The 20,891-nt window shown below is 60.3% G+C and carries 17 protein-coding genes; 16 read left to right on the forward strand and 1 reads right to left on the reverse strand.

Translation table 11 applies throughout. The features are described 5' to 3' along the window. The first annotated feature begins 47 nt into the window (after positions 1-47). From bamA to ispD, 15 genes are all read left to right on the forward strand, one after another. The gene (gene bamA / locus C8K66_RS22425; RefSeq protein ID WP_108525960.1) at positions 48-2,435 is read left to right on the forward strand and encodes an outer membrane protein assembly factor BamA; all 2,388 of its coding nucleotides are present in this window, start codon (positions 48-50) and stop codon (positions 2,433-2,435) included. Between the two features lie 44 nt (positions 2,436-2,479). Beyond that, positions 2,480-2,983: an OmpH family outer membrane protein gene (locus C8K66_RS22430; protein WP_003172279.1), complete on the forward strand. Its 504-nt coding sequence runs from the start codon at positions 2,480-2,482 to the stop codon at positions 2,981-2,983. A 3-nt stretch (positions 2,984-2,986) separates the two neighbouring features. Next, positions 2,987-4,042 carry a UDP-3-O-(3-hydroxymyristoyl)glucosamine N-acyltransferase gene (gene lpxD / locus C8K66_RS22435; RefSeq protein WP_108525962.1) on the forward strand — a complete coding sequence of 352 codons (1,056 nt, stop codon included), beginning with the start codon at positions 2,987-2,989 and terminating at the stop codon, positions 4,040-4,042. A gap of 110 nt (positions 4,043-4,152) precedes the next feature. Continuing rightward, positions 4,153-4,593, forward strand: a complete 441-nt coding sequence (fabZ, locus tag C8K66_RS22440; RefSeq protein WP_003172281.1) for a 3-hydroxyacyl-ACP dehydratase FabZ — start codon at positions 4,153-4,155, stop codon at positions 4,591-4,593. Continuing rightward, positions 4,590-5,366: an acyl-ACP--UDP-N-acetylglucosamine O-acyltransferase gene (gene lpxA / locus C8K66_RS22445; RefSeq protein WP_046384462.1), complete on the forward strand. Its 777-nt coding sequence runs from the start codon at positions 4,590-4,592 to the stop codon at positions 5,364-5,366. Before fabZ ends, lpxA begins: the two co-directional genes overlap by 4 nt. 2 nt (positions 5,367-5,368) lie before the next feature. Further along, the gene (lpxB, locus tag C8K66_RS22450) at positions 5,369-6,508 is read left to right on the forward strand and encodes a lipid-A-disaccharide synthase (RefSeq protein ID WP_017844750.1); all 1,140 of its coding nucleotides are present in this window, start codon (positions 5,369-5,371) and stop codon (positions 6,506-6,508) included. Beyond that, positions 6,505-7,137: a ribonuclease HII gene (gene rnhB / locus C8K66_RS22455; protein ID WP_017844751.1), complete on the forward strand. Its 633-nt coding sequence runs from the start codon at positions 6,505-6,507 to the stop codon at positions 7,135-7,137. The genes lpxB and rnhB overlap by 4 nt, the downstream gene beginning before the upstream one ends. Positions 7,138-7,213: 76 nt before the next feature. After that, the gene (dnaE, locus tag C8K66_RS22460) at positions 7,214-10,735 is read left to right on the forward strand and encodes a DNA polymerase III subunit alpha (RefSeq protein ID WP_046384461.1); all 3,522 of its coding nucleotides are present in this window, start codon (positions 7,214-7,216) and stop codon (positions 10,733-10,735) included. A gap of 138 nt (positions 10,736-10,873) precedes the next feature. After that, entirely contained in the window at positions 10,874-11,821 is a 948-nt protein-coding gene (locus C8K66_RS22465) for an acetyl-CoA carboxylase carboxyltransferase subunit alpha (RefSeq protein ID WP_017844753.1), read from the forward strand. 161 nt (positions 11,822-11,982) lie between these two features. Next, positions 11,983-13,302, forward strand: a complete 1,320-nt coding sequence (gene tilS, locus C8K66_RS22470) for a tRNA lysidine(34) synthetase TilS (protein WP_108525964.1) — start codon at positions 11,983-11,985, stop codon at positions 13,300-13,302. A 273-nt stretch (positions 13,303-13,575) separates the two neighbouring features. Continuing rightward, entirely contained in the window at positions 13,576-15,207 is a 1,632-nt protein-coding gene (locus C8K66_RS22475; RefSeq protein ID WP_026139768.1) for a CTP synthase, read from the forward strand. 5 nt (positions 15,208-15,212) lie between these two features. Continuing rightward, complete coding sequence (kdsA, locus tag C8K66_RS22480; RefSeq protein WP_010563535.1) at positions 15,213-16,058, forward strand: 3-deoxy-8-phosphooctulonate synthase; 846 nt, start codon at positions 15,213-15,215, stop codon at positions 16,056-16,058. A 152-nt stretch (positions 16,059-16,210) separates the two neighbouring features. Next, positions 16,211-17,500, forward strand: a complete 1,290-nt coding sequence (gene eno / locus C8K66_RS22485; RefSeq protein WP_017844757.1) for a phosphopyruvate hydratase — start codon at positions 16,211-16,213, stop codon at positions 17,498-17,500. A gap of 171 nt (positions 17,501-17,671) precedes the next feature. Next, positions 17,672-17,950 carry a cell division protein FtsB gene (gene ftsB / locus C8K66_RS22490; RefSeq protein ID WP_003172294.1) on the forward strand — a complete coding sequence of 93 codons (279 nt, stop codon included), beginning with the start codon at positions 17,672-17,674 and terminating at the stop codon, positions 17,948-17,950. Then, positions 17,947-18,654: a 2-C-methyl-D-erythritol 4-phosphate cytidylyltransferase gene (gene ispD, locus C8K66_RS22495; protein ID WP_017844759.1), complete on the forward strand. Its 708-nt coding sequence runs from the start codon at positions 17,947-17,949 to the stop codon at positions 18,652-18,654. Before ftsB ends, ispD begins: the two co-directional genes overlap by 4 nt. Before the next feature lie 111 nt (positions 18,655-18,765). Here ispD and C8K66_RS22500 read toward each other — a convergent pair whose 3' ends face one another. Next, positions 18,766-19,668 carry a LysR substrate-binding domain-containing protein gene (locus tag C8K66_RS22500; RefSeq protein WP_046384458.1) on the reverse strand — a complete coding sequence of 301 codons (903 nt, stop codon included), beginning with the start codon at positions 19,666-19,668 and terminating at the stop codon, positions 18,766-18,768. 109 nt (positions 19,669-19,777) lie between these two features. Here C8K66_RS22500 and C8K66_RS22505 point away from each other — a divergent pair, with 109 nt between their 5' ends. Then, positions 19,778-20,890: an S-(hydroxymethyl)glutathione dehydrogenase/class III alcohol dehydrogenase gene (locus C8K66_RS22505; RefSeq protein WP_057004721.1), complete on the forward strand. Its 1,113-nt coding sequence runs from the start codon at positions 19,778-19,780 to the stop codon at positions 20,888-20,890. Position 20,891 lies beyond the last annotated feature (1 nt).

The raw sequence follows: 20,891 nt of genomic DNA on the forward strand, positions 1-20,891 counted from the left end.
ATTTTGCGGCAGTTTGTTTATTGCCAGTTGGAATAAGAAAGGACTTCATGAAACGTCTGCTGCTAACTGCGGTTCTCACCGTATTGATGATCGCCGAAGTTCACGCCGAGTCCTTCACTATCTCCGATATTCGCGTCAACGGCCTCCAGCGGGTTTCCGCGGGTAGCGTCTTTGGTGCCTTGCCGTTGAACGTCGGGGAACAGGCTGATGACCGTCGCCTGGTGGAATCCACTCGTGCGCTGTTCAAAACGGGGTTCTTTCAAGATATCCAACTGGGTCGCGAAGGTAACGTCCTGGTCATCACCGTCGTCGAGCGACCTTCCGTCGCCAGTATCGAGATCGAGGGTAACAAGGCGATCTCCACTGAAGACCTGATGAAGGGCCTCAAGCAATCCGGCCTGGCCGAGGGCGAGATCTTCCAGCGCGCCACCCTCGAGGGTGTGCGTAACGAGCTGCAACGCCAGTACGTTGCCCAGGGCCGCTACTCCGCGACCGTGGAAACGGAAGTGGTCCCGCAGCCTCGTAACCGTGTCGGCCTCAAGGTCAACATCAACGAAGGCACCGTGGCGGCCATTCAGCACATCAACGTGGTGGGCAACACCAAGTTCCCTGATGAAGACCTGATCGGCCTGTTCGAGCTCAAGACCACCAACTGGCTGTCGTTCTTCAAGAACGACGACAAGTACGCCCGTGAAAAACTCTCCGGTGACCTGGAGCGCTTGCGTTCCTACTACCTGGACCGTGGCTATATCAACATGGATATCGCTTCGACCCAGGTGTCCATCACCCCTGACAAGAAGCATGTGTACATCACCGTCAACGTCAACGAGGGTGAGAAGTACAAGGTCCGCGACGTCAAGCTCAGCGGCGACTTGAAAGTGCCTGAAGACCAGGTCAAGGCCCTGTTGCTGGTGCAGAAAGACCAGGTGTTCTCGCGCAAGCTGATGACCACCACGTCCGAACTGATCACCCGTCGCCTGGGTAACGAAGGCTATACCTTCGCCAACGTCAACGGCGTGCCGACCCCGCACGATGACGACCACACCGTGGACATCACCTTCGTGGTCGACCCGGGCAAGCGTGCCTACGTGAACCGCATCAACTTCCGTGGCAACACCAAGTCTGCGGACGAAGTGCTGCGTCGTGAAATGCGTCAGATGGAAGGTGGCTGGGCGTCGACCTACCTGATCGACCAGTCCAAGACCCGTCTTGAACGTCTGGGTTTCTTCAAGGAAGTCAACGTCGAAACCCCGGCCGTACCGGGTGTGGACGACCAGGTTGACGTGAACTACGCCGTTGAAGAACAAGCCTCGGGCTCGATCACCGCCAGCGTCGGTTTCGCACAGAGTGCCGGCCTGATCCTCGGTGGTTCGATCACCCAGAACAACTTCCTCGGTACCGGTAACAAGGTTTCCATCGGCCTGACTCGCAGCGAATACCAGAGCCGCTATAACTTCGGTTATGTCGACCCCTACTGGACCGCTGACGGTGTGAGCCTGGGCTACAACGCCTTCTATCGCACCACCGACTACAAAGACCTCGACGTCAACGTTGCCAGCTATGCGATCGACAGCCTGGGTGCCGGCGTCAACATCGGTTACCCGATCAGTGAGACCTCGCGTCTGACCTTCGGCCTGACCGCGCAGCAGGATAAGATCAAGACCGGTGTGTACACCGTGGATGAGATCTTCGACTTCACCCGTCGTGAAGGCGACCAGTTCCTGAACTTCAAGGCGTCTGCCGGCTGGTCCGAGTCGACCCTGAACAAAGGCGTACTGGCCACCCGTGGTCACTCCCAGAGCGTGACCCTGGAAGCCACCACGCCGGGCAGCGACCTGTCGTTCTTCAAGCTCGACTACCGTGGCCAGTTGTTCCAGCCTTTGAGCGACAACTACACCATGCGCCTGCACACTGAACTGGGCTATGGCGACGGTTATGGTTCGACCAGCGGCTTGCCGTTCTATGAGAACTACTATGCAGGTGGTTTCAACTCGGTTCGCGGCTTCAAGGACAGCACCTTGGGTCCTCGTGGTACCCCTAGCCGTGGCGCTGGCGTGACCGGTAACACCGGCACCGTGGCGGATACGGACACTAGCGCACTGCCATTCGGTGGTAACGTGCTGATCCAGGGTGGTGCCGAGATCCTGTTCCCGCTGCCGTTCGTGAAAGATCAGCGGTCCCTGCGTACTTCGGTTTTCTGGGATGTGGGTAACGTATTCGACTCCAAGTGCGATCAGGTCACCAACCCGACTGGCGTGAAGTCCAATACCCAGTGTAACGAAGTAAGCCTCAGCAACCTGGCGAGCTCCGTAGGTGTTGGCGTGACGTGGGTGACTGCGCTTGGTCCGTTGAGCTTTGCTCTGGCCATGCCAGTCAAGAAACCGGATAACGCTGAAACCCAGATTTTCCAATTCTCCCTCGGCCAGACGTTCTAAGCGTCTGACCCAAGATAACGACAACGGATCTGTAGGAGTACATCGTGCGTAAGTTGACTCAATTGGTTCTGCTGGCCACTGTGCTGGTAACCACCCCGGCCTTCGCCGAGATGAAAATCGCCGTCCTGAACTATCAGATGGCCCTGCTGGAATCCGACGCGGCCAAGAAGTACGCGGTGGATGCCGAGAAGAAGTTCGGTCCGCAACTGACCAAGCTCAAAACGTTGGAAAGCAGTGCCAAGGGCATCCAGGATCGTCTGGTAGCCGGTGGCGACAAGATGCAGCAAGGCGAGCGCGAGCGCCTGGAGCTTGAATTCAAGCAAAAGGCCCGTGACTACCAGTTCCAGTCCAAGGAGCTGAACGAAGCCAAGGCTGTTGCCGACCGCGAAATGCTCAAGCAGCTCAAGCCGAAACTCGACAGCGCTGTGGAAGAAGTCATCAAGAAAGGTGCCTTTGACCTGGTGTTCGAGCGCGGCGCCGTGATTGACGTCAAGCCTCAATACGACATCACCCGCCAGGTGATCGAGCGCATGAACCAGCTGAAGTAAGCCATGACCGCGACTATCAAGCTCGGCGAGTTGGCCGAGTTCCTGGAAGCCACCTTGCGTGGTTCCCCGGAGAAAGAAATCACTGGGCTAGCCACCTTGCAGGAGGCTGGCCCATCTCAGTTGAGCTTCCTCGCAAATCCCCAATACCGTAAATACCTGGCCGATAGCCAAGCCGCAGCCCTGCTGCTGAAGGCTGCTGACGCCGAGGGTTACGCCGGGGATGCGCTGGTGGTGCCTGATCCGTACCTCGCTTACGCGCGGGTATCCCACCTGTTCGATCCGAAACCCAAGGCGGCTGGAGGGATCCACCCGACGGCGGTGATCGCCGATGATGCCCAGGTTGATCCTGCGGCGAGCATTGGCGCCTTTGCCGTGATCGAAAGTGGCGCGCGCATTGGCGCCGGTGTCACCGTGGGCGCTCAGTGCTTTATCGGCGCACGCTGTGAAATCGGTGCCGATGGCTGGTTGGCGCCTCGCGTGACCCTGTACCACGATGTGCGTATCGGGCAGCGGGTGGTCATTCAGTCGGGCGCGGTGATCGGTGGTGAAGGCTTCGGTTTTGCCAATTCGAAAGGCGTTTGGCACAAGATTGCCCAGGTCGGCGGCGTATTGATCGGCGACGATGTGGAAATCGGCGTCAATACCGCTGTTGATCGCGGGGCTTTGGCCGATACCGTGATCGGCAATGGCGTGAAGCTCGATAACCAGATCCAGATTGCCCACAACGTACAGATTGGCGATCACACCGCCATGGCGGCCTGCGTAGGCATATCCGGCAGCACCAAGATCGGCAAGCATTGCATGCTCGCCGGTGGCGTAGGGCTGGTTGGGCACATCGATATTTGCGACAACGTCTTCATCACCGGCATGACCATGGTCACCCACTCGATTACCGAGCCCGGTGCCTATTCGTCCGGTACCGCCATGCAGCCTGCGGCTGAATGGCGCAAGAGTGCGGCGCGTTTGAGGCACATCGACGACATGGCTCGACGTCTCAAGCAGCTGGAAAAGCGTGTTGGGGACGTGACCCCTGGCGGTAATGCTTCATCAGAAGGCTGATACCATTTCCATATCAAGTGTGCACAGCCGCTAGACTGCCTCCTTGATTTGCTAGCGGGGCGTGCGTTTAGTCGCCCGCCCCCAATCTTTATTACAGGCTTCCCCCCGAAATGATGGACATCAACGAGATTCGCGAATACCTGCCTCACCGTTACCCGTTCCTGCTGGTGGACCGTGTAGTGGACCTCAATGTTGAGGAAAAGCGCATTCGTGCCTACAAGAATGTCAGCATCAACGAACCGTTCTTCAATGGCCACTTTCCCGCGCATCCGATCATGCCGGGCGTGTTGATCATTGAAGCAATGGCCCAGGCTGCCGGTATCCTTGGTTTCAAAATGCTCGACCTCAAGCCTGCCGACGGCACGCTTTATTATTTCGTGGGCTCCGACAAGTTGCGTTTCCGCAACCCGGTCACCCCGGGTGACCAGTTGATCCTGGAAGCCAAGTTCATCAGCTGCAAGCGCCAGATCTGGAAGTTCGAATGCCAGGCCTCGGTGGATGGCAAGCCGGTGTGCTCCGCCGAAATCATCTGCGCGGAACGCAAACTATGAGTTTGATTGACCCTCGCGCAATCATCGATCCGTCGGCCGTACTGGCCGCCGACGTTGAGGTCGGCCCTTGGTCGATCGTCGGCGCAGGTGTGGAAATCGGCGAGGGGACTGTCATCGGGCCGCACGTGATCCTCAAGGGACCGACCCGCATTGGCAGGCACAATCGCATCTATCAGTTTTCCTCGATAGGCGAAGACACCCCCGACATGAAGTACAAGGGGGAAGAAACACGTCTGGTAATCGGTGATCACAACATCATTCGTGAAGGCGTGACCATTCACCGTGGCACAGTGCAGGACCGTGCCGAGACCACGTTGGGTGATCACAACCTGGTCATGGCTTACGCGCATATCGGCCACGACAGTGTGATCGGCAACCACTGCATCCTGGTCAACAACACCGCGTTGGCAGGCCATGTACACGTTGACGATTGGGCGATCCTGTCCGGTTTCACCCTGGTGCATCAGTACTGCCACATCGGCGCCCATAGTTTTTCCGGCATGGGCACGGCTATCGGCAAGGATGTCCCGGCGTTCGTCACGGTGTTCGGCAACCCTGCCGAAGCCCGCAGCATGAACTTCGAAGGCATGCGCCGTCGTGGTTTCAGCGACGATGCGATCCACGCCCTGCGTCGCGCCTACAAGGTGGTTTACCGCCAGGGCCTGACGGTTGAGCAGGCATTGGCTGAACTGACCGAGCCGGCAATGTTGTTCCCGGAAGTCGCGGTGTTCCGTGACTCGATCCAGGCGTCGACCCGCGGCATCACGCGCTGATCATGGCCAATCTGCGTATCGCATTGGTCGCCGGGGAAGCTTCCGGCGATATCCTGGGCGCGGGGCTGATGCGGGCGCTCAAGGCCCAGCATCCGGCGGTCGAGTTCATTGGCGTGGGCGGCCCGTTGATGCAGGCTGAAGGCCTCACCTCCTACTTCCCCATGGAGCGCTTGTCGGTCATGGGGTTGGTGGAAGTGCTGGGCCGTCTGCGTGAGCTGCTGGCACGGCGCAAGCTGCTGATTCAGACCCTGATCCAAGAAAAGCCTGACGTGTTCATCGGAATCGACGCGCCGGATTTCACCCTCAATATCGAGCTCAAGTTGCGTCAGGCCGGGATCAAGACCGTGCATTACGTCAGCCCGTCCGTGTGGGCGTGGCGGCAGAAGCGCGTGCTGAAGATCCGCGAAGGCTGTGATTTGATGCTGACCTTGCTGCCGTTCGAAGCCCGTTTCTACGAAGAGAAGGGCGTGCCGGTGCGGTTTGTCGGGCACACGCTGGCCGACACCATCCCGCTGCACGCCGATCGTGCTGCGGCGCGTGCCGAACTGGGCTTGCCGGACGGCCCGCTGGTCGCGCTGATGCCGGGCAGTCGGGGTGGCGAAGTGGGCCGCCTGGGCGCGCTGTTTTTTGATGCCGCCGAGCGCCTGCTGATCATGAAGCCTGGCGTGCGCTTTGTGCTGCCGTGTGCGAGCCCGCAACGTCGCGCACAAATCGAAACCTTGCTGCAAGGGCGCAACCTGCCGTTGACCCTGCTCGATGGTCAGTCGCACCTGGCCCTGGCGGCGTGCGACGCGGTGCTGATCGCCTCGGGTACCGCGACCCTGGAGGCGTTGCTGTACAAGCGTCCGATGGTCGTGGCTTACCGCCTGGCGCCGCTGACCTTCTGGATTCTCAAGCGCATGGTTAAAAGCCCTTACATCTCCTTGCCCAATTTGCTGGCCCAGCGCCTGTTGGTGCCGGAATTGTTGCAGGACGATGCAACGCCCGCAGCCCTGGCGCAGACGCTACTCCCCTTGATCGACGGCGGCGAAGAGCAGACCCGCGGCTTTGACGAGATCCACCGCACCCTGCGGCGCGATGCGTCAAACCAGGCGGCGGATGCCGTGTTGACCTTGATCGGCCATAAACAGGAAGCCCTATGACGACGCAAATGGGGCTGGATTTCAGCCTGGTCGCGCAAGCCCACGAACTGGTGGCCGGCGTGGATGAAGTCGGGCGCGGCCCGCTCTGTGGTGCCGTGGTGACGGCGGCGGTGATTCTTGACCCGAACCGGCCGATCCTCGGCCTCAACGACTCGAAGAAACTCACCGAAGCGCGTCGGGAAAAACTCTTCGACGAGATCTGTGAAAAAGCCCTGAGCTGGCATATTGCCCGGGCCGAAGTCGAAGAGATCGACGAGTTGAATATCCTCCACGCCACCATGCTTGCCATGCAGCGCGCCGTCGAGGGCCTGCATATCACCCCGAAACTGGCGATGATCGATGGCAATCGCTGCCCGAAACTGGCGATGCCGGCTGAAGCGGTGGTCAAGGGTGATAGCAAGGTGCCCGCCATCGCGGCCGCCTCGATTCTGGCCAAGGTCAGCCGTGACCGTGAAATGGCTGCGTTCGAATTGATCTACCCCGGCTACGGCATTGCGGGCCATAAAGGCTACCCGACGCCCGTTCATCTGGAAGCGCTGGCCCGTCTCGGCCCGACGCCGATCCACCGCCGCTCGTTCGCCCCGGTGCGCCTGGCTTACGAACAGCGCGAGAGCCTCAGCGAGGTTTAGTCGCGAGGCTGATGTTTTTGCCCAGGCCCGGTACAATCCCGGGCCTTGTTGTTTCTACGTTTAAGACAGGATCACTATGCCGGCTTCATTCGTTCACCTACGCCTGCACACTGAATACTCCCTGGTCGACGGCCTGGTACGGATCAAACCGCTGGTCAAAACCCTGGTGGGCATGAACATGCCTGCCGTCGCGGTCACCGATCAGAACAACATGTGTTCCCTGGTCAAGTTCTACAAGAACGCCATGGGCGCCGGCATCAAGCCGATCTGCGGCGCCGACCTGTGGCTGTCGAACAAAGACCCGGATAACCCTCTGAGCCGCATCAGCCTGTTGGCGATGAACGGCGTCGGTTATCGCAACCTCACTGAACTGATTTCCCGTGGCTTCATCGACGGCCAGCGCAACGGCGCGGTGATCATCGAGCGTGAGTGGGTGGCCGAGGCCAGCGAGGGCGTGATCATGCTCTCGGCGGCCAAAGAGGGCGAAATCGGGATCGCGCTGCTGGGCGGCAACCCGCAGGAAGCCGAAGTGCTGGCCCGCGAGTGGATGGCCGTGTTCCCTGACCGCTTCTACCTGGAAGTCCAGCGCACCAACCGCCCCAACGATGAAGAACATCTGCACGCCGCCGTGGCCCTGGCCGACAAGCTGGGCGCGCCGCTGGTGGCGACCAACGATGTGCGCTTCATCAAGAAGGAAGATTTCGAAGCCCACGAAACCCGCGTGTGCATCGGCGAAGGCCGGGCCCTGGATGACCCGCGCCGCTCGAAAAACTACAGCGAAGAGCAATACCTCAAAAGCGCCGAGGAAATGGCCGAGCTGTTCAGCGACCTGCCCGAGGCCCTGGAAAACTCCGTCGAAATCGCCAAGCGCTGCAATATCGAAGTGAAGCTGGGCAAGCACTTCCTGCCCAACTTCCCGATTCCCGAAGGCATGACCATCGATGAGTATTTCCGCAAGGTATCGTTCGATGGCCTGGAGGAACGCCTCTCGGTCCTGCTGCCCAAGGACACCACCGAAGATTACGAAGCCAAGCGCCAGGTCTACGTCGATCGGCTGAATTTCGAGCTGGATATCATCATCCAGATGGGGTTCCCCGGTTACTTCCTGATCGTGATGGACTTTATCCAGTGGGCCAAGAGTAACGGCGTGCCGGTCGGTCCAGGCCGGGGCTCGGGTGCCGGCTCGCTGGTTGCCTATGTGCAGAAGATCACCGACCTCGACCCGCTGGAATATGACCTGCTGTTCGAACGCTTCCTTAACCCGGAACGGGTCTCCATGCCCGACTTCGACGTCGACTTCTGCATGGACGGTCGCGACCGCGTGATCGAATACGTGGCCGATAAGTATGGCCGCAACGCCGTGAGCCAGATCATCACGTTCGGTTCCATGGCGGCCAAGGCGGTAATCCGCGACGTGGCCCGGGTGCAGGGCAAGTCCTACGGGCTGGCGGATCGCCTGTCGAAGATGATCCCGTTCGAAGTCGGCATGACCCTGGAAAAGGCCTACGAGCAGGAAGAAATCCTGCGCGACTTCATCAAGGTCGACGAAGAAGCCGCCGAAATCTGGGAGATGGCGCGCAAGCTCGAAGGCGTGGTGCGTAACGTCGGTAAACACGCCGGTGGCGTGGTGATCGCGCCGACCAAGCTCACCGACTTTTCGCCGATCTATTGCGACGAAGAAGGCGATGGCCTGGTGACCCAGTTCGACAAGGACGACGTGGAGGCGGCCGGCCTGGTGAAGTTCGACTTCCTCGGCCTGCGGACTCTGACGATCATCGACTGGGCGCTCAAGACGATCAACCGCGACCGTGCCAAGGTCGGCGAAGCACCGCTGGACATCGCGTTTATCCCGCTGGATGACAAGCCGACCTACAGCCTGCTGCAAAAAGCCGAAACCACGGCGGTGTTCCAGCTGGAATCCCGCGGCATGAAAGAGCTGATCAAAAAGCTCAAGCCCGACTGCCTGGAAGACTTGATCGCACTGGTCGCCCTGTTCCGTCCGGGCCCGCTGCAATCGGGCATGGTGGATGACTTCATCAACCGTAAGCACGGTCGCGCCGAACTGGCCTACCCGCACTCGGACTACCAGTACGAAGGCCTCAAGCCGGTACTGGCACCGACCTACGGCATCATCCTGTACCAGGAACAGGTGATGCAGATCGCTCAGGTCATGGCCGGTTACACCCTCGGTGGTGCGGACATGCTGCGTCGCGCCATGGGTAAGAAAAAGCCCGAGGAAATGGCCAAGCAGCGCGGCGGTTTCATTGAGGGTTGCGCCACCAACAATATCGACGCCGACCTTGCCGGTAACATTTTCGACCTGGTGGAAAAATTCGCCGGTTATGGCTTCAACAAATCCCACTCCGCTGCCTACGGCCTGGTGTCGTACCAGACCGCCTGGCTGAAGGCCCACTACCCGGCGCCGTTCATGGCCGCGGTACTCTCGGCGGATATGCACAACACCGACAAGGTCGTGACCTTGATCGAGGAAGTGCGAACCATGAAGCTGCGCCTCGACGCGCCGGACGTGAACGCCTCGGAGTTCAAGTTCACCGTGAACGACGAAGGCCGCATCATCTATGGCCTGGGCGCGATCAAGGGGGTGGGCGAGGGCCCGGTGGAAGCGATCACCGAGGCGCGCCAAAACGGCCCGTTCAAGGATCTGTTCGATTTCTGCGCGCGGGTCGACCTCAAGCGCATCAACAAACGTACCCTCGATGGCTTGATCCGCAGCGGCGCCCTCGACCGTCTCGGCCCGTATTTCCATGATGAGCCGAAGGCCTACCAGGCGAATATCGACCGCAATCGCGCGGTGCTGCTGACCGCCATGGAAGAAGCGATCAAGGCCGCCGAACAGACCGCCCGCACCCACGACAGCGGTCACGCCGACCTGTTTGGCGGGTTGTTCGTCGAAGAAGACGCGGATGTCTACGCCAACCATCGCAAGGCCAAGGAGCTGACCCTCAAGGAACGCCTCAAAGGTGAGAAAGACACCCTGGGCCTGTACCTGACCGGTCACCCGATTGACGAATACGAAGGGGAAATCCGTCGTTTCGCCCGTCAGCGCATCATCGACCTGAAACCGGCGCGCGACACCCAGACCGTCGCCGGCATGATCATCGCCCTGCGGGTGATGAAAAACAAAAAGGGCGACAAGATGGGCTTTATCACCCTCGACGACCGCTCCGGCCGGATCGAGGCGTCGCTGTTTGCCGATGCGTTCCATTCGGCGCAGTCGCTGTTGCAGACCGACGCCATGGTGGTGGTGGAAGGGGAGGTCAGCAACGACGACTTCTCCGGCGGCCTGCGCCTGCGGATCAAGCGCGTGATGAGCATGGAAGACGCGCGCACCAACCTGGCCGAAAGCCTGCGCTTGAAGGTCAAGACCGAGGCGCTCAAGGGCGATCAACTGCGCTGGTTGGGGGACTTGCTCAAACGCCACCGTGGCGCATGCCCGGTGACCATGGAATACACCGGTAACGACGCCAAGGCCATGCTGCAGTTCGGCGAGACCTGGCGAATTGATCCCGCTGACGGCTTGATTCAAGCATTGCGTGACCAGTTCGGTCGTGACAACGTCTTCCTCCAATACCGTTGACGATCAGGTGATGGCAAATAGCCTGATCTCGACCAAACATTTAATCTCGACCTAGACGCGCCTCTCCCTTAAGGTAGGGCGCGAATAGACAACCGGCTGGCCAGGCACTCCTTGGCCGTCGACCCAAGACGGACGCTTATGAACCCGAATTTTCTTGATTTCGAACAGCCGATCGCTGACCTGCAAGCCAAGATCGAAGAACTGCGCCTGGTCGGCAATGACAACTCGCTGAATATCGGCGATGAAATCGCTCGCCTGCAAGACAAGAGCAGCTCGCTCACCGAAGACATCTTCGGCAAGTTGACCAGCTGGCAGATTGCGCGCCTGGCCCGCCATCCGCGCCGTCCGTACACCCTGGACTACATTCAGCACATCTTCACCGAGTTCGACGAGCTGCACGGCGACCGCCACTTCTCCGACGACGCCGCCATCGTGGGCGGTATCGCTCGCCTGGACGACCAGCCGGTGATGGTGATCGGTCACCAGAAAGGCCGTGAAGTGCGCGAGAAAGTCCGCCGTAACTTCGGCATGCCGCGTCCGGAAGGCTACCGCAAGGCTTGCCGCCTGATGGAAATGGCCGAGCGCTTCAAGATGCCGATCCTGACGTTCATCGACACCCCGGGCGCGTACCCGGGTATCGACGCCGAAGAACGCAACCAGAGCGAAGCGATCGCCTGGAACCTGCGCGTCATGTCCCGCCTGAAAACCCCGATCATTGCCACCGTGATTGGTGAAGGTGGTTCCGGCGGTGCGTTGGCCATTGGTGTCTGCGACCAACTGAACATGTTGCAATATTCGACCTACGCGGTGATCTCGCCAGAAGGTTGCGCCTCGATCCTGTGGAAAACCGCCGAGAAAGCGCCGGACGCTGCCGAAGCGATGGGCATCACCGCCGATCGCCTCAAGGGCCTGGGTATCGTGGATAAAGTCATCGCCGAACCATTGGGCGGCGCCCACCGCGACCCGGCCGCCGCTGCCGCGACCATCCGTGCCGAACTGGGTTCGCAACTGGCGATGCTCAAGAAGCTGGATACCGAAGCACTGTTGGCCCGGCGTTACGAGCGCCTGATGAGCTACGGTCTCTAAACCGCAGCCGTAAAAAATGTGGGAGGGGGCTTGCTCCCGATTGCTGAGTGTCAGTCAATGCATCTGGTGACTGACCTGCCGCTATCGGGAGCAAGCCCCCTCCCACATTTGCTTTGTGTATGCTTGGCCAACGTATTCCAGGTTTGCGGCGGTAACATCTGATGAAACCATTACTCTCCGCCGAACTCCTGCAAACCCTGGCCCCCTGGCGCAACGCTCCGGCCTGGCATATCGCTTTTTCCGGCGGGCTTGATTCCACCGTCCTGCTGCACCTTCTGGCAAATCTCGCCAAAACTGAGAAGCTTCCTACGCTCGACGCTGTTCATGTCCACCATGGCCTGCAAGCTGCGGCCGATGCCTGGCCCGCTCATTGTCAGTCGGTCTGTGACGCCCTTGGCGTGCCGTTGCGGGTGATGTGCGTGCAGGTGCGGGCTGGCGCAAGCCTGGAGCGCGCAGCCCGTGATGCGCGCTATCAGGCATTCAGTGAGGTGGTCGGGGCAGGGGAAGTGTTGCTCATCGGCCAGCACCGCGACGATCAGGCCGAAACCTTGCTGTTTCGTCTGTTGCGCGGCGCGGGGGTGCAAGGATTGGCGGCCATGCCGATGCAGCGTGCGCTGGCGGGCGGTCATCTGCTGCGGCCGTTGCTGCGCAGTTCACGCGCGCAGCTGCAGGCCTACGCCGAGGAGCACCAGTTGACGTGGATCGAAGACCCTTCCAACGCCGATCCCCGCTTTTCGCGCAATTACCTGCGCCATCGTGTATTCCCGCGGCTGACCGAGCGCTGGCCCCAGGCCGTGGCCAACCTGGCCCGTGCCGCTGAACATTTGAGCGAAGCCCAAGGCCTGTTGGACGAGTTGGCGCACATCGACCTGCAAGCCGCCGAGCAGCCTTCGCCTTTTCCGTGGCTGCCCTTGCCGTCCTTGGTCCTGGCGCCGCTGTGTGAGCTTTCCGACGCGCGTCAACGCAACGCCCTGCGCCATTGGCTGAGCCCGCTGACGCGTTTACCCGACAGCGACCACTGGGCCGGCTGGCATTCCCTGCGCGACGCCAAGCTCGATGCACAACCCCTGTGGCGCTTGGCCAACGGCGATCTGCACCGTTGCGGCGAGCGCATCTGGTGGCTGCCCTCCAGTTGGTCGGAGTTTTCCGACGCATCGGTGAGCTGGGCGCAGCCGCAAAACCCGCTAGAGTTACCGGGTAATGGCCAACTCCGGTTGATCGGTCGGGTTCCCGAGGGCGTGTTGCAGGTTCGCTATCGCCAGGGCGGCGAAATCATCGACATTCCGGGGCGCGGTCGGCGCGATTTGAAGCGTCTGCTCAACGAAAGTGGGCTGCCGGGTTTTGTCCGTGGCAGATTGCCGCTGCTGTATCGGGGCGAGCAATTGCTGGCTGTGCCCAGCCTTGCAGGGCTTTGGAAGACGTCGAATGACGGCTGGCAATTACATTGGATGCCACAGACCTGCGATCAAGGTTTGAGCTGATAGCGCCTTTCCGGTAGACTACGCTCCCTTCTTGATACAACTTCTGTGGATTCGCCTGAATCGCAGCAGTTGCCGATTACCAAGCAGTCTTTGCTGGGCGATTCCAAAAAATGTGTAGCGATCAACGTACCGGTGTTTCATTGCTGGTCTGTCACCACGCGGCGGTTTTTTTGAAAGGTGCACTGTGATTAATGCAGGTGATCGGGGGCTTCGGCCTTCCTTCGCTTTCCCCGGCGGCTCGGACCGCTTTAACGCAGACTTCTAGGGTTTTTCATGACGCGCTACATATTCGTCACGGGCGGTGTTGTTTCTTCATTGGGGAAAGGCATTGCCTCCGCTTCATTGGCGGCCATCCTGGAGGCGCGGGGACTTAAGGTCACCATGCTCAAGCTGGACCCGTACATCAACGTTGACCCGGGCACCATGAGCCCGTTCCAGCACGGTGAAGTGTTCGTCACCCACGACGGCGCCGAGACCGACCTGGACCTGGGCCACTACGAGCGGTTCATCCGCACGACCATGACCCAGAACAACAACTTCACCACCGGCCGTGTCTACGAACACGTGCTGCGCAAGGAGCGTCGTGGTGACTACCTGGGTGCAACCATCCAGGTGATCCCGCACATCACCGACGAAATCAAGCGCCGCATCATCAAGGGCGCGGGCGATGCCGACGTGGCGATGGTCGAGATCGGTGGCACCGTGGGTGACATCGAATCCCAACCGTTCCTCGAAGCCATCCGCCAGTTGCGTTTCGAAGTCGGCGCCAAGCGCGCGATGCTGATGCACCTGACACTGGTGCCCTACATCGCCACCGCCGGCGAAACCAAAACCAAGCCAACCCAGCACTCGGTCAAGGAACTGCGTTCCATCGGCCTGCAGCCGGACGTGCTGGTGTGCCGTTCCGATCACCCGATCGATATTTCCTCGCGTCGCAAGATCGCGCAGTTCACCAACGTTGAAGAGCGTGCGGTGATTGCCCTGGAAGACGCCGACACCATCTACAAGATCCCGGGCATCCTGCATTCCCAGGGCCTGGACGATTTTGTGGTCGAGCGTTTCGGCCTGCAATGCGGCGGCGCGGATCTGTCCGAGTGGGAAGCCGTGGTCGACGCCAAGCTCAACCCTGAGCACGAAGTCACCATCGCCATGGTCGGCAAGTACATGGAGCTTTTGGACGCGTACAAGTCGCTGATCGAAGCGATGAGCCACGCCGGCATCAGCAACCGTACCAAGGTCAACCTGCGCTATATCGATTCCGAAGACATCGAGAACCAAGGCACCGCGCTGCTCGAAGGCGTCGACGCGATCCTCGTTCCAGGCGGTTTCGGCCTGCGTGGCGTGGAAGGCAAGATCACCGCCGTGCAGTACGCTCGTGAGCACAAGGTGCCGTACCTGGGGATCTGCCTGGGCATGCAAGTGGCCGTTATCGAGTTCGCTCGTAACGTGCTGGGTTGGAAAGACGCCAACTCCACCGAGTTCGATCATTCCAGCGGCCACCCGGTCGTAGGCCTGATCACCGAGTGGGAAGACGCCACCGGCGCCGTTGAAACCCGTACCGAATCGTCCGACCTGGGCGGCACCATGCGCCTCGGCGCGCAAGACTGCCTGCTGGAGCCGGGTTCGCTGGTCCACGACTGCTACGGCAAGGACGTGATCGTCGAGCGTCACCGTCACCGCTACGAAGTGAACAACAACCTGCTGCCGCAGATCAAAGCAGCCGGCCTGAAAGTCTCCGGTCGCTCCGGTGACGGCAAGCTGGTCGAAGTGGTCGAGGCGCCGGATCATCCATGGTTCGTGGCCTGCCAGTTCCACCCTGAGTTCACCTCGACGCCGCGCGACGGTCACCCGTTGTTCAGCGGTTTCGTTAAAGCAGCACTGACGCAACATCAGAAGAAGGCGTGAAGCTGATGGCCCAGAAGATCATTCGCGTAGGCGACATCGAGATTGCCAACGACAAGCCCATGGTGCTGTTCGGCGGCATGAACGTGCTGGAAAGCCGCGACATGGCGATGCAGGTCTGTGAAGAGTACGTCAAGGTTACCCAGAAACTGGGTATCCCTTATGTGTTCAAGGCCAGCTTCGACAAGGCCAACCGTTCGTCCGTGACCTCCTATCGCGGCCCGGGCCTTGAAGAAGGTATGCGGATCTTCCAGGACATCAAGCAAGCCTTCGGCGTGCCGATCATCACCGACGTCCACGAGCCTGAACAGGCTGCCGTGGTCGCCGAGGTGTGCGACATCATCCAGTTGCCGGCCTTCCTGTCGCGCCAGACCGACCTCGTGGTCGCCATGGCCAAGACCGGTGCGGTGATCAATATCAAGAAAGCCCAGTTCCTCGCGCCCCAGGAAATGAAGCACATCCTGAACAAGTGCGTGGAAGCGGGTAACGACCAGTTGATCCTCTGCGAGCGCGGTTCGAGCTTCGGCTACAACAACCTCGTGGTGGACATGCTCGGTTTCGGCATCATGAAACAGTTCGAATACCCGGTGTTCTTCGACGTGACCCACGCGCTGCAAATGCCGGGTGGCCGCGCCGATTCCGCTGGCGGGCGTCGTGCCCAGGTATTGGACCTGGCCAAGGCCGGCATCAGCCAGTCCCTGGCCGGCCTGTTCCTGGAAGCCCACCCGGACCCGGACAACGCCAAATGCGACGGTCCTTGCGCCCTGCGCCTGGACAAACTGGAGCCATTCCTGGCCCAGCTCAAGCAGTTGGACGAACTGGTCAAGAGTTTTCCGACGGTAGAGACCGCGTAAGCGCCATTTCTCCGTGTAGGAGCCGAGCTTGCTCGCGATGAGGCCCGAGAGGGCACTATTACTGGCAAGTTCGTTCCAAATATTGCAATGTGCGCGACAAGTTAAATCGAGCGGTATAGAGCATTTTCGTCAACTTTGGAGTGTTTACAACAATGGCAAAAATCGTCGACATCAAAGGTCGTGAAGTTCTCGACTCCCGTGGCAACCCCACCGTCGAAGCCGACGTGCTTCTCGATAACGGCATCATCGGCAGCGCTTGCGCGCCGTCCGGTGCTTCCACAGGTTCCCGCGAAGCGCTGGAACTGCGTGATGGCGACAAGAGCCGTTACCTGGGCAAGGGTGTCCTCAAGGCGGTAGCCAACATCAACGGTCCGATTCGCGACCTGTTGCTGGGCAAAGACCCGCTGGACCAGAAAGCCCTGGACCACGCGATGATCAAACTCGACGGCACTGAAAACAAAGGCAGCCTGGGTGCCAACGCCATCCTCGCCGTGTCCCTGGCCGCCGCCAAGGCCGCCGCGCAGGACCAGGACCTGCCGCTGTACGCCCACATCGCCAACCTCAACGGCACTCCGGGTGTGTACTCGATGCCGGTGCCGATGATGAACATCATCAACGGCGGCGAGCACGCCGATAACAACGTCGACATCCAGGAATTCATGGTGCAGCCGGTTGGCGCCAAGACCTTCTCCGAAGGACTGCGCATGGGCACCGAGATTTTCCATCACCTCAAGGCTGTGCTGAAGGCCCGTGGCCTGAGCACCGCCGTGGGTGACGAAGGTGGTTTCGCGCCGAACCTGGCGTCCAACGAAGATGCACTGAAAGTCATCTCCGAAGCCGTAGCCAACGCCGGCTACACCCTGGGCACCGACGTGACCCTGGCCCTGGACTGCGCCGCCAGCGAATTCTACGAAGACGGTAAGTACAACCTGTCCGGCGAAGGCCAGGTGTTCAACTCCGAAGGGTTTGCCGAGTACCTCAAGGGCCTGACCCAGCGCTACCCGATCATCTCGATCGAAGACGGCCTGGACGAGTCCGACTGGGACGGCTGGAAAATCCTCACCGACAAGATCGGCGAAAAAATCCAGCTGGTGGGCGACGACCTGTTCGTGACCAACACCAAGATCCTGAAAGAAGGCATCGACAAGAAGATCGCCAACTCGATCCTGATCAAGTTCAACCAGATCGGCACCCTGACCGAAACCCTGGAAGCCATCCAGATGGCCAAGGCCGCGGGCTACACCGCCGTGATCTCGCACCGCTCCGGCGAAACCGAAGACTCGACCATTGCCGACCTGGCCGTGGGCACGTCGGCGGGCCAGATCAAGACCGGCTCGCTGTGCCGTTCCGATCGCGTGTCCAAGTACAACCAATTGCTGCGTATCGAAGAGCAACTGGCGGGTAAAGCCAAGTACAACGGTCGCAGCGAGTTTCGCGGCTGATCAGTAAATGGTAAAAAGTCGGCAGATTGTGTCGGAAAAATCACGAGAGTGTGCAATTCGACGCTAATCTGATGACGATCAAGCACAAGCCTGGGTCTTCCAGGCTTCGTGCTATCCGTTGCTGCAAAAGTTTTGTATGGCGGTCTTTTTTCACTGGATACCCGATATTCGATGCGCAGTCCCAATTGGTTGTTCCTCGTCTTGCTCTTGTTGCTGGCTGGCCTGCAGTACCGCCTATGGGTGGGTAATGGCAGCTTTGCGCAGGTAAAAGACCTGACCCAGCAAATTGCCGACCAGCACGCCGAAAACGAACGCCTGCTGGAGCGCAATCGCGTTCTCGATGCCGAGGTGCTTGAGCTGAAAAAAGGCACGGAGACCGTCGAAGAGCGGGCTCGCCATGAGTTGGGCATGGTCAAGGAGGGCGAAACCCTCTACCAGTTGGCCCAATGAATCACCGTTTGCCGGCCTTCTGGGCCGTGATTCCTGCCGCGGGCATCGGTGCCCGTATGGCTGCGGACCGTCCCAAGCAGTACTTGCAACTGGGCGGGCGCACTATTCTCGAACACAGCCTTGGCTGTTTTCTCGACCACCCCTCGCTCAAGGGCCTGGTGGTCAGTCTTGCTGTTGATGACCCTTACTGGCCTCACCTCGCGTGTGCCGCTGACCCGCGTATCCAGCGGGCGGACGGTGGCTCGGAGCGTTCGGGCTCGGTACTCAATGCGTTGCTGCAGCTCAATGCCCTGGGCGCCAGTGATGATGATTGGGTCTTGGTGCATGATGCGGCGCGGCCTAACCTGAGTCGTGACGATCTCGACAAACTGCTCGCCGAACTCGCGGACGATCCGGTGGGTGGCCTGCTGGCTGTGCCGGCCCGCGATACCCTCAAGCGTGTAGACAAGCATGGTCGCGTCATCGAGACCGTTGACCGCAGCTTGATCTGGCAGGCCTACACGCCGCAGATGTTCCGCCTGGGTGCGCTGCACCGTGCACTGGCCGACAGCCTTGTGGCCGATGCGGTCATTACCGACGAAGCGTCGGCCATGGAATGGTCTGGCCAGGCGCCGCGCCTGATCGAAGGGCGCTCGGACAATATCAAGGTGACCCGGCCCGAGGACCTGGAATGGCTGCGACTACGCTGGGCCAATCGGCTGTAGGAGCGAGCTTGCTCGCGAAAAACGTCAACGATAACGCGGACAATCTGGATTGAAGCGGCGCTCTCAAGTTTTTCGCGAGCAAGCTCGCTCCTACATAAACGATAAACGCCATCAATGCTCAGTACCGTACTCCGGCCGTTCGGCCAACCCTGCCTTTAAATAATCCACCAGCTTCCTGACCTTCGGCGACAAATGCCGCTGCTGCGGATACAACGCCCACACCGCCGTATTCGGCGGCTGATGCGCTTCCAGTAACGACACCAGCGCGCCACTGTGCAAATGCTCGAGCACGTAATAGTCCGGCAACTGACACAAGCCCACCCCTTGCAACGCCGCGTCCAACACCGCCTGCCCACTGTTGCAGCGCCAGTTGCCCTGCACCCTTTGGGAAAATTCGCGCCCGTCCTGGGCCAGTTGCCAGATGTCCGAGCTGCCGATCAGGCAGTTGTGCCGAGTCAATTCCGATAAACTGTGCGGCCGCCCATACCGCGCCAGGTAGGACGGCGACGCGCACAAGTACATGCGGCGCGGCGCCAGGCGGCTGGCGACCATGCGCGAGTCTTGCAGGCGTCCCAGGCGAATCGCCAGGTCGAGGCCTTCGTGTACCAAGTCCAACTGACGATTGCTCAGTTCGATGTCCACCCGCAGTTGCGGGTAAAGCCCCATGAACCGCGTCACCAGCGGCACGATGAATCGTTCGCCATACGCCACGGCGCAGGTCATGCGCAGCATGCCCTTGGGCTCGCTGGCGAGGTCGCCGACGGCGCGCAGGGCCTCTTCGCGGCCATCCTGCAGGCGCTGGCAGTGTTGCAGAAAGGTCTGGCCGGCTTCGGTCAGGGTCACCTTGCGCGTACTGCGATACAGCAAGCGCGTTTGCAGCCGTTCTTCCAGGCGAGCCACTTGCCGGCTGATGTGCGACGAAGACACCCCAAGGCGTTCCGCCGCCGCGGTGAATTGACTGCATTCAGCGACGGCGACGAACTCATCGATGCCTTCCCAGCGGTTTTCCAGCATGGCGATTATCCCTGTACAGCAATAAAGTTTTGCTTTTGCCTGGATTATTAATCAGCGAGGCATGTTTTACACTCGCCGTCTTAGTTTTTAACTCCCAGGAGAAACCCGGATGATCAAGTCCCGCGCCGCCGTAGCCTTCGAAGCCAAGAAGCCCCTCGAGATCGTAGAAGTGGATGTCGCCATGCCCAAGGCCGGCGAAGTGCTGTTGCGCGTGGTTGCGTCCGGCGTGTGCCATACCGACGCCTACACGTTGTCGGGCGCCGACCCGGAAGGCATCTTCCCGTCGATTCTCGGCCACGAAGGCGGTGCGGTGGTTGAGGCGATCGGCGAGGGCGTGACCTCGGTTGCGGTCGGCGACCATGTGATCCCGCTCTACACCCCGGAGTGCGGCAAGTGCAAATTCTGCCTGTCGGGCAAGACCAACCTGTGCCAGGCGATTCGTGCCACCCAGGGCAAAGGCCTGATGCCCGATGGCACCACGCGTTTCTCCTACAAGGGTCAGCCGATTTTCCACTACATGGGCACCTCGACCTTTTCCGAGTACACCGTGCTGCCGGAAATTTCCGTGGCGAAGATTCCTAAAGACGCGCCGCTGGAAAAAGTCTGCCTGCTCGGCTGTGGCGTCACCACCGGTATCGGTGCGGTGATCAACACCGCCAAGGTCAAGCCCGGCGATACCGTCGCCATCTTCGGCTTGGGCGGTATCGGCCTGTCGGCGGTAATCGGCGCGGTAAAAGCCAAGGCCGGTCGCATCATCGCCATCGACATCAACCCGGCCAAGTTCGAAATCGCCAAGCAACTGGGCGCCACCGACTGCATCAACCCGAAAGACTACGATCGCCCGATCCAGGACGTGATTGTCGATTTGACTGACGGCGGCGTGGACTTTTCCTTCGAGTGCATCGGCAACGTGCAACTGATGCGCGCCGCCCTCGAGTGCTGCCACAAAGGCTGGGGCGAGTCGGTGATCATCGGCGTTGCCGGTGCCGGCCAGGAAATTTCCACCCGTCCATTCCAGCTGGTGACCGGCCGCGTCTGGCGCGGTTCGGCCTTTGGCGGCGTGCGTGGTCGCAGCGAGCTGCCCAGCTACGTGGAAATGGCCCAGAACGGCGAGATCCCGTTGGACACCTTCATCACCCACACCATGGGCCTGGAAGACATCAACAAAGCGTTTGATCTGATGCATGAAGGCAAGAGCATTCGTACCGTCATTCACTTCTGAG

The organism is Pseudomonas sp. GV105 (assembly GCF_003058185.1).
GTDB lineage: Bacteria > Pseudomonadota > Gammaproteobacteria > Pseudomonadales > Pseudomonadaceae > Aquipseudomonas > Aquipseudomonas veronii.